The 6,041-nt window shown below is 66.8% G+C and carries 6 protein-coding genes and 1 pseudogene; all 7 read left to right on the top strand.

The genetic code is table 11. From position 1 onward, the window contains the following. The first annotated feature begins 229 nt into the window (after positions 1 to 229). Complete coding sequence (locus tag ACH4ZA_RS26095) at positions 230 to 607, top strand: hypothetical protein (RefSeq protein WP_398431885.1); 378 nt, start codon at positions 230 to 232, stop codon at positions 605 to 607. Between the two features lie 30 nt (positions 608 to 637). Beyond that, positions 638 to 766 (top strand): annotated as a pseudogene (locus ACH4ZA_RS26090) (hypothetical protein); the annotation flags it as partial. A gap of 385 nt (positions 767 to 1,151) precedes the next feature. Then, a complete protein-coding gene (locus tag ACH4ZA_RS26085) occupies positions 1,152 to 2,333 on the top strand; it encodes a site-specific integrase (RefSeq protein ID WP_245970253.1) in 1,182 nt (393 codons plus the stop codon). Continuing rightward, positions 2,330 to 4,810: a tyrosine-type recombinase/integrase gene (locus ACH4ZA_RS26080; RefSeq protein ID WP_398431884.1), complete on the top strand. Its 2,481-nt coding sequence runs from the start codon at positions 2,330 to 2,332 to the stop codon at positions 4,808 to 4,810. Before ACH4ZA_RS26085 ends, ACH4ZA_RS26080 begins: the two co-directional genes overlap by 4 nt. A gap of 63 nt (positions 4,811 to 4,873) precedes the next feature. Further along, positions 4,874 to 5,299: a hypothetical protein gene (locus ACH4ZA_RS26075; RefSeq protein WP_086680618.1), complete on the top strand. Its 426-nt coding sequence runs from the start codon at positions 4,874 to 4,876 to the stop codon at positions 5,297 to 5,299. Between the two features lie 52 nt (positions 5,300 to 5,351). Further along, on the top strand, positions 5,352 to 5,588 hold the full coding sequence (locus ACH4ZA_RS26070; RefSeq protein ID WP_256923795.1) for a hypothetical protein: 237 nt from the start codon (positions 5,352 to 5,354) through the stop codon (positions 5,586 to 5,588). Continuing rightward, positions 5,575 to 6,036 carry a hypothetical protein gene (locus ACH4ZA_RS26065; protein ID WP_108999123.1) on the top strand — a complete coding sequence of 154 codons (462 nt, stop codon included), beginning with the start codon at positions 5,575 to 5,577 and terminating at the stop codon, positions 6,034 to 6,036. The genes ACH4ZA_RS26070 and ACH4ZA_RS26065 overlap by 14 nt, the downstream gene beginning before the upstream one ends. Positions 6,037 to 6,041: the final 5 nt, after the last annotated feature.

Genomic DNA, 6,041 nt, shown 5'->3' with positions numbered 1-6,041 from the left:
TTCGCGATCTCCCACAGCCCGTCCGGAACAATCCAACTCCAGGTTCCCCGCCCCATGCCGAGTTCAACGACGCCTCACCACATAGGACACCGTCTTAACGGGCCTGCTCAAGAGGGCCCGCGCGGTCGAGCTCGGAGAGACCTTCGAGCACGATGGACACTCCGACCGGCGCACGGACAGCGACCGCGATCGCACCTGGGCCAAGAGTCAGGACGAGCCACCCGTCCGAGTGGCCGACGAGGACGGGCAGGTCCTCAACGTCACGCTCACCGAGGACACCGCGTTCTGGGAGTGGGCCGGCCTGGAGATCCTGCGACACAGCGGCATCCACGTCGAAGAGCTCTGCGAGCTCACCCACCTGAGCATCCGCCAGTATCGGCGGCCGAACAACGAGGTCATCGCCCTGCTCGTCATCGCCCCGTCCAAGAGCGAGCGCGAGCGCGTCACCCCGATGTCCGCGGACCTGTTCCACGCCATCGCCCAGATCATCCGCCGCCTCACCCCCGACGGCCGGTCGGTCCGCCTGCTCAACCGCTACGACCCGCACGAGAAGACCTGGTCAGAGCCCATGCCGTTCCTCATGCAACGTCAGAACGGCACGCAGTGATCAGTGATCTCCCCGACCACGTTCATCCATATGTTCGCCCGCAGCTGCGAGGAACTCGCCGAGACCCACCGGGCCTTCGCCGACATGACCTTCACGCCGCACGACTTCCGACGGCTCTTCGCCACCGAGATCGTCAACGGCGGCCTGCCCATCCACATCGGCGCCGCCCTGCTCGGCCACCTGAACCTCCAGACCCTCCAGGGCTACGTCGCGGTCTTCGCCGAGGACATCGTCGCCAACTACCAGCGGTTCCTGAGCCACCGTCGCTCGCTCCGACCGGAGATCGAATACCCCGAGGTCACACCCGAAGAGTGGGCCGACTTCGAGGAGCACTTCGACAAGCGCAAGGTCGAACTCGGCAACTGCGCCCGCCCCTACGGCACCCCCTGCAACCACGAACACGCCCCGTTGACTGAACGAAGCCTGTTGATTGCCCAGTTCAGTGGGCGGATGGAGTCATTGGGCACTACGTTCACCGGTCGTGATGAAGGATGCTCCCCAACGAGATTTGGCAGCCCTGGCGGTTCCCCAGTGGGGTCGGCTGATGGAGACCGGCAACCGGTACGAGCCGTACCGGCTGATCGATCCCGACGGAGCGGCCGTCGAGCCGGTCGCCGTCTACTTCCAGGAGTTGCTGGCGGCCGGGAAAGCGCCGTCAACGGTTCGCTCCTACGGGATGGATCTGTTGCGGTGGTGGCGTTTCCTGCAGGCCGTGGATGTTCCCTGGGATCGGGCGACCCGCCGGGAAGCCCGGGATTTCAGCTGCTGGATCCAGCAGACCGTCAAACCCAGGAAGGTCAAGGCCCAGGGGCCGCGGGCGGTAGGGGAAGCCGGTGCCGCGAACCCGGTGACCGGGAAGCCGTCGACCGGATCCGGGTACGCTCCGGCCACCGTCGTGCACAGCGAGACGGTCCTGCGCCGGTTCTACGACGTGCACCGCGATGCGGGGACCGGCCCGCTGCTCAACCCGTTCCCGCTGGATCTTGCCCGCCGTTCTGGACGGGCTCACGCGCACCACAATCCGATGGCTGGCTGGAAGCTTGAGCGCGTGGGCCGGTACCGGCCGAGCCTGCCGCGGCGAATCCCGCGTTCGATTCCGGAAGCATGGTTCAACAAACTGTTCGCGGCGCTGCCCTCCAACCGCGACCGGGCCTTGGTCGCCTTCTGGATCTCCACCGGGGTGCGGGCTTCGGAACTGATCGGCATGCGTCAGCGCGATGTCGACCCTGGCCAGCAGTTGATCAGCGTGGTGCGCAAGGGCTCGCGGGCAGTCCAGCAGGTGCCGGCATCTGCGGACGCTTTCGTATGGCTGCGCCTCTACCAGCAGGAGGTACAAGGCCAGGTTGTGCGAGGACGCACCCAGCCGGTGTGGTGGACACGGCGAGATCCGATCCGACCCCTGACCTACCACGGCGCCCACCGGATGTTCGAGCGTGTCAACGCCTCGCTCGGCGCCGACTGGACCCTTCATGACCTCCGGCACAGCGCGGCCGCCCGGATGGTGCGCGACACGAAGCTGACGCTGTCCGACGTGCAGTGGGTGCTCGGACACGCTCACCTGTCCGCCACGGAGGTCTATCTGACGCCGCACAAGGACGAGGTCGTGGCCGGCGTGCTGGCGCATCACGCACGCCAGGCCCGCACGAGCATCCAGCCGGTGCCACCGCCGCCAGCACCAGGCTACGATCCGGCGTCGCTGGAGGTCTTGTTCGGGCGCTCGTCATGACGGCCGTCGTCAAGCACACGACGCGCAAGCCGTTGGAGATCACGAACCCGAGCGCGGAGCAGGCCCAGGCGCGCAACAGCCGACTGCGGGAGCAGTTCCCGGCCCGGACCGCGGAACGGTGGTGGCCCCAGACCGCGCAGTCGTCTGAGGAGACATTGCGACACCTGACGATGGCGCCGTTCCTTCCGGTGGCGAACGGCACCCGAGCGGGACGCCGCCGCGGGGTGATCAAGTTGCTGCGCTGGCTGTCGAGCCGGCCCGGGGATACCTGGCAGCAGCGCTGGATGGCCACGGGAGCCGAGGGGTTGTCCGGAGCCTCCTGGGTGGAGATCCCCAAGCGGTGGCTGAGCAAGCACGGGCCCTCACCGTCGCATGACCGGGAGGACCTGGCCTCTGGGCTGCTCATGCTGATCTGCGGAGACGTCATTCGTCCGGCTCTGCCGTGGATGCTCACCCGCTCGCACCGATATCTCGCTTCTGTGATGGCCGAGACCCGGGACCCGGATGGATTCGCGCGCCTGCGCCAGCTGGCCGCCGCCGGGCCGGCGAGCGCGCGCCAGGATGCGCAGACCGCCGCGACGCGGATCGCCATCCTGCTGGCCTGCAAGGGCGGGCGGATCGACGACATCACTGTCGGCGACTGCGTGGAGCTCATCGATACCCAGCGCCGGGTGCACGCCCGCGGCGGACAGAAGAAGGTCGACTTCTACCTGCGGCTGCGGGCTATGGGCATCTTCCCCGAGGACGCCCCGGCCACGATCCGCGCCTTCGGGCTCGCCCTGGGCCAGTCGAGCATCGAAGAGCTGGTGGACCGCTACCAGATCCGCTGCCAACCGGTACGCGACGTGATCGTGGACTATCTGCGCGAACGCCAGCCATCGCTGGACTTCACCAGCCTGGACGCGATCTCCCGAACGCTCGCGGGCCTGTTCTGGGCCCGCATCGAAGATCTGGCACCAGGAATCGACTCTCTGCGGCTACCCCCGGCGGTGGCTCGCGCCTGGAAAGACGACCTGAAGGTCAAAAGGCGCAACGTCGTCGGCCCCGACGGCAAGAGCATTGAAGTCACCAGCCCGCGGCTCAACGCCAAAGACGAACTCATGCGCGTCCGAGCGTTCTACCTCGACATCGCGCAATGGGCGGCCGAGGAACCGGCCCGCTGGGGGCCATGGGCCGTGCCCTGCCCGATCAGCGACGACGAGATCCACAAGGCAAAGGAACGCAAGCGGCGCAAAGCCCGGATGGACCAGCGCACCCGCGAGCGGCTTCCCGTCCTCCCCATCTTAGTCAGCGCCACCGACCGGCGGCGCCGCGAAGCCGCCGGCCTGCTCCAGGCGGCGCGAGACACCGAGCCCGGGGAGCTGATCCCAGGCACGGACGGCGCCCTGCGCAGAACCATTGCCCCGAAGGCTGCGGGCCACCTCACCTGGGCCGAGGAGAGCTCCAGTGGGCGTCGGCGGAATCTTTCGTACGAGGAAGAGGAGGCGTTCTGGGCGTTCGCCGTGATCGAAGTCCTGCGTCTGACCGGTGTTCGCAACGAGGAGCTTCTGGAACTCACTCACCACAGCGTCACCCAGTACCGGCTCCCGTCCACCGGCGAGGTCGTCCCGCTGCTGCAGATCGCTCCATCCAAGACCGACACCGAGCGACTTCTGCTGGTCAGCCCGGAACTCGCCGACGTTCTCAGCGCCATCATCAGTCGGCTGCGGGGCCCCAGCGGGATGGTTCCGCTGGTGGCCGCCTATGACGTCCGTGAGAAAGTTTGGAACCCGCCGATGCCACTGCTGTTCCAGCGTGGCGTCGGCTCCGAGCATCGCGCTTTCACACCGACCGCGATCCGCAAACTGCTGATCAATGCGCTGGCCGCGACCGGGCTGACCAACGCCGACGGTGAGGCACTGTTCTTCTCTCCCCACGACTTCCGGAGGATCTTCGTCACCGACGCCATCATGAACGGACTGCCCCCGCACATTGCCCAGGTCATCTGCGGTCACAAGAGCATCGACACCACGATCGGATACAAGGCGGTCTACCCTGCCGAGACGATCGAGGCCCACCGAGCCTTCATCGCCCGCCGGCGGGCCTCCCGCCCCGGGGAGGAGTACCGCATCCCGACAGAGGAGGAGTGGGACGCCTTCCTCTCCCACTTCGAGAAGCGGAAGGTGTCCATCGGTACATGCGCACGCGCCTTCGGATCCCCTTGCATCCATGAGCACGCTTGTGTCAGATGCTCGCTCCTCCGGCCTGATCCGGCCCAACGGTCACGGCTGATCGACATCCGTGACAACCTGATCGCCCGGATCGCTGAGGCGGAGCGGGAAGGATGGCTGGGCGAAGTCGAGGGCCTCCAGGTCAGCCTCACCGGCGCGCAAGGCAAGCTGGACCAGCTCGATGCCGAAGCAGCCCGCCGACCCTCCACAGTCGATCTCGGCATGCCGACCTTCGCCGACGTCGCCATCCGCACCACCACTACGTGACGGACCAGCACCGTCCCTGAAATCCATGGTCGCCACGAAGCTGAACTGCCTACGCTCCAACCCATGCGAACTGTCTTCGTGTTTCCCGCAGGTGAGCGAGCTGCGACCGTCGCCTCGCTCAATCGGCATCTGCCCGAGCAGCGCAATCCGTGGACTCTGGACGGCAACCTCTACATCGACATCGACGATGAGCAGACCGGCTACCTCTTCTCCGATTGGGATCCCGAGGATGTGGCGATCCTTGAAGCGGCCGTCGGACATCACCCCACTTGGGCGGTGCAGATCGACATCTCCGGGCGGATCGACGGCACCGCAGAGGTTCACCGAATGATCGCGCTGCTGCTTGAGCATGGAGGCGTGGCAACGGACGACTACACCCCCCACCCTTGGACCCTGCCGGAAATCCTGTCTGGAGCGGTGATCGACGGCCTGCGGTTCTTCGACTTCCGCGGCTACCACGAGCTCAACCGCGAGCACGGGCGCTCCTGACTCTGTCCGCTGCTCCCTCCTGCGCCCCGACCCCGCCCAGCGCGGCCGCCTGGTGGAGATCCGCGACAACCTCCTCGACCGGATCGCCGAAGCCGAGAAAGAGGGCTGGCTCGGCGAAATCGAGGGCCTGCGCGTCAGCCTCGCCGGCGCCGAATCCAGAATCGACCAGATCGACTCCGCGCCCGGCAGCGTGGCGATCAACCTCGGCATGTCGCGCAAGGCCCCGGCTCACCCCGCCCAGAAGGAGGGAGCAGGGTCGCTGAGACAATCGCGGGATGATCAGCAATGAGATCCGGTTCGATTGCCAGCACCGTGGCGACAGGGGTCTGCTCGTGGTCGTCCCTCACATCGACGGAGCACCACTCACCGAGCTGATCGATGAGTACGAGATCGCGGCCGGGATGCAGCCTGCAGGTGATGCCTACGGTGGTCTGATTCCGGAGTTCTTCCGGTTCGGCCCGATGCAGGACCACTTCCTCGGACTGTCCACTAGCGCGATGGGGCCGAAGACCCCCGTCCTCGGTTGTGAATGCGGTGAGTGGGGGTGCTGGCCGCTCATGGCCCGCATCACCGCGACAGCGGATCTCGTAACCTGGGACGCCTTCGAGCAACCCCACCGCAAGACCCGCGACTACGTGGCATTCGGTCCGTTCCAGTTCGACCGCCACCAATACGATGGCGCCTTGCAGGCCCTGAGCGCGGTGATCGACTCCGCCGCCGACGACACGAGCGCATGAACACT

The organism is Streptomyces sp. NPDC020597 (genome assembly GCF_044335095.1).
Taxonomy (GTDB): domain Bacteria; phylum Actinomycetota; class Actinomycetes; order Streptomycetales; family Streptomycetaceae; genus Streptomyces.
The sequence above is the reverse complement of the archived record's forward strand: the minus strand, read 5'-3'. Positions and strand labels throughout refer to the sequence as shown.